The 3,494-nt window shown below is 75.1% G+C and carries 1 protein-coding gene; it reads right to left on the reverse strand.

Annotation, left to right across the window (positions count from 1 at the left end; translation table 11 throughout):
* Positions 1-3,494, reverse strand: a 3,494-nt coding sequence (locus VIB55_RS05690; protein ID WP_331875699.1) for an amino acid adenylation domain-containing protein, incomplete at both ends; no start/stop codon positions are given.

Consider the following 3,494-nt stretch of genomic DNA (forward strand, 5'->3'; position numbering starts at 1 on the left):
GGCCGGCGAGGTCCAGGGTCGGGAGCTCGGCCGGCGCGGGAGGGTGGACGACCTGCACGGGCCCGCCGCCGCGCTCCTCCAGCGTGGTGCGCAGCGCCTCGTGCCGCCGGGCCAGCTCGCCGATGCTCGCCCGCAGCGCGGCGGCGTCCAGCGCGCCGCGCAGGCGCAGGGCGGAGGGCATGTTGTAGGCGGGGCTCCCCGGCTCGATCCGGTCCACCACCCACAGCCGCTGCTGCGCGAACGACAGCGGCAGCGGCGCGTCGCGCGGAACCGGCACCACCGGCGGGGCGGGGGAGGCCCCGGCGCTCCGCAGCGCTTCCACGCGCTCCGCCAGCGCGGCGACGGTGGGCGCCTCGAAGACCGCCTTCAGCGGCACCTCCACCCCCAGCGCCTGCCGCACCCGCGAGACCACCTGCACGGCCAGCAGCGAATGTCCGCCCAGGTCGAAGAAGTGGTCGCGGCGCCCCACCCGCGCCACGCCCAGCACCTCCGCCCAGATCTCCGCCAGCGCCTCCTCCGTCTCACCGGCCGGCGCTTCGTGGCCGCGTGTGGCGAGCCCCGCCCCGTCCGGTGCCGGCAGCGCCCCGCGGTCCAGCTTGCCGTTGGGGGTGAGCGGCAGCGTCTCCAGCACCACGAACGCCGCGGGCACCATGTACTCCGGCAGCCGGGCGCGGGCGGCGTCGCGAAGCGCGGGGACCAGCGCGCGCATGCGGCGCCCCCACTGCGGGTCGTTCGCGTAGCTTTCCCACGGCCGCTCCGCATCCACCGCCGCGGGGACGCGCGCAGCCCCGGCGGCGGGGTGAAAGAGCACCTCCAGCGTGGCGTGCGCGCCGGGGCGCACCTCTACGGCCCGCCCCATCTCCTCACCGAGCGCGAACAGCGCCTCGGGGCCGATCCCGCCCGCGGCCCCGGCCGCCAGCGAGCGCACGGCCGCCGCGTCGGCCGCTTCACCGCCGGCCGCCAGCAGCTCGTACGCGCGGACGTGCTCGCGGACCCGCGCGTCGGGCACGCCACGGACGAGGAGCGCCTGCGCGCTCGCCTCCGCCAGCGCCCGCAGGCCGTCCGCGTCCTCTCCGCTCCACTCCCTCACGGCAGGGTCCGCGCAGGCCATCCCCGCATCGAGGTGCAGCACCACGTCGTAGCGGAAGCGCGAGACCTCGTTGTCGTACTCACCCCGCTTCACCTGCACCTCGACGCGGCCCAGGCGGGGGATGCGCGCCCGGAGTGCCTCGAAGAAAGCCGGATCCAGCATCAGCTCCTGCTCCTCGGCCATCCCCCGCCGCACCCGCGCCCGCAGCTGCCCGGCCGAGAGCCCCTCCGGTGCGCGCACAAGCTCCAGCGAAGCGTGGAACGCCCCGAGCAGCGGCAGGCTGCGCACGTCGCCCACGAAGATCCGCCCACAGGGCCGCAGCGCCGCGGCCGCGCCCTGCAGCACGCGCAGCAGGTAGTGCAGGTCCGGGAAGTACTGCGCGACCGAGTTGATGACCACCAGGTCGAACCCCGCGCCGGCCTGGTCGTCCAGCCGGTCGCCCTCGCCCTCGGAGAGGGAGACCTGCGGCAGCCCCGCGGCATGCCGGCGCACGTGCTCCAGCGCCATCCGCGAGAAGTCGGTCCCGTGGTAGGCTTGCGTGTGCGGCGCCACACGAAAGAGCAGCAGCCCCGTGCCGCACCCGACCTCCAGCACCCGCTCCGGCCGCAGGGCCAGGATGCGCTCCACGGTGTGCTCGACCCACGCGCGCATCTCCTCGCGCGGGATGGGCCCGCCCGTGTAGCTGCTGTTCCACCCCTTGAGCTGCAGGGCCGGGTCCTGTTCCCCGTCGTCCTGCGCGTAGGTGTCGTCGAAGACCGTTTCCCACTCGGACACCTGCTCCCGGGCGCCGCCGGCGGTCTCCTCCGCCCCCGGGACCACGTAGGCGACCAGGCGCCTGTCCCCGGGAGCGTCCTCCCTCGCCAGCACCACGGCCTCCCGGATGCCGGGCGTGGCGCGCAGCACGGCCTCGACCTCGCCGAGCTCGATGCGGAAGCCGCGCACCTTGACCTGCTCGTCGATGCGCCCCAGGTACTCCAGCGTGCCGTCCACCTTCCACCGCGCCAGGTCGCCCGAGCGGTACAGCCGCGCACCGGCCACACCCGCGAACGGATCGGGGACGAAGCGCTGCGCCGTCAGCCCCGGCCGGCCCAGGTACCCGCGCGCCAGCCCCGCCCCGCCCACGTACAATTCGCCGGCGACGCCCAGGGGGGATGGATTCCCGGCCGGATCCAGCACGTACGCGCGCAGGTCGGGGATGGGCTTTCCGATGCCGCTCGCCGCACCCGCGTCCCGCAGCTCGCGCCCGGTGACGGTGTGCCAGGTGACGTGGACCGTCGTCTCGGTGATGCCGTACATGTTGACCAGCCGCGGACGCTCCGGCCCGTAGCGCTCCAGCCAGCCGCGCAGGCCTTCGTACTGCAGCGCCTCGCCGCCGAAGACGACCGTCCGCAGCGCGTGCAGCGGCTCGGCCCTGCCTTCGTCCACCTGCGCCAGCGCGCGGAACGCCGACGGAGTCTGGCTCAGCACGGTGACGCGCTCGCGCGCCAGGAGCGTGCGGAAGGCGGCCGGGTCGCGGGTCACCGGCCAGGGGACCACGATCAGCCGTCCGCCGTACAGCAGCGCGCCCCAGATCTCCCAGACCGAGAAGTCGAAGGCGCAGGAGTGGAAGAGCGTCCACACATCGCTTTCGCCGAAGCCGAACCCGGCCTCGGTGGCCGCGAAGAGCCGCGCCACGTTGCGGTGCTCGATCAGCGCTCCCTTGGGCGTGCCGGTGGAGCCGGAGGTGTAGATGACGTACGCCAGCGAACCCGGCCGCGCGCCGCTCTCCGGATTCTCCGCGCTCTCGGCCCCGATCTCCCGGGCCGCGCCATCCAGGCTGATGATCTCGACGCCATCGACCGCCGGGAGCGTGGCGCGCACCGACTCCTGGACGAGCACCAGGGGCACGCCGGCATCGGCCAGGGTGAAGGCCAGCCGCTCGGCCGGATAGCCGGGGTCCAGGGGCACGTACGCTCCCCCGGCCTTCAGCACCGCCACGATGGCGACCACGAGCTCCAGGCTCCGCTCCAGGCAGAGCCCCACGCGCACCTCGGGGCCCACGCCGCGGCCGCGCAGGTGGTGCGCGAGCCGGTTCGCCCGCTCGTTCAGCGCCGCGTACGTCAGCTGCTGGTCTTGGAAGCGCACGGCCACCGCCCCCGGCGTGCGCGCCGCCTGCGCCTGGAACAGCTCGTGGATGCACCGGTCCGCCGGATACGCGGTTCCGGTCCCGTTCCACTCCTCCACCACCAGGCGGCGCTCCGCCTCCGGCAGCACGTCGATGCTCCCGATCGCCCGCCCGGGGGCAAGCTCCAGCGCCTCGGCCAGCCGCTCCATCGCCGTGTGCATCATCCGGCACACCCGCTCCGCATCCGCCGGGGCCGCCACCTGAGCGGTCAGCGAGAACGCCTCCCCGCGGTCGTCCACG

The sequence above is a fragment of the Longimicrobium sp. genome, assembly GCF_036554565.1.
Classification (GTDB): Bacteria; Gemmatimonadota; Gemmatimonadetes; order Longimicrobiales; family Longimicrobiaceae; genus Longimicrobium.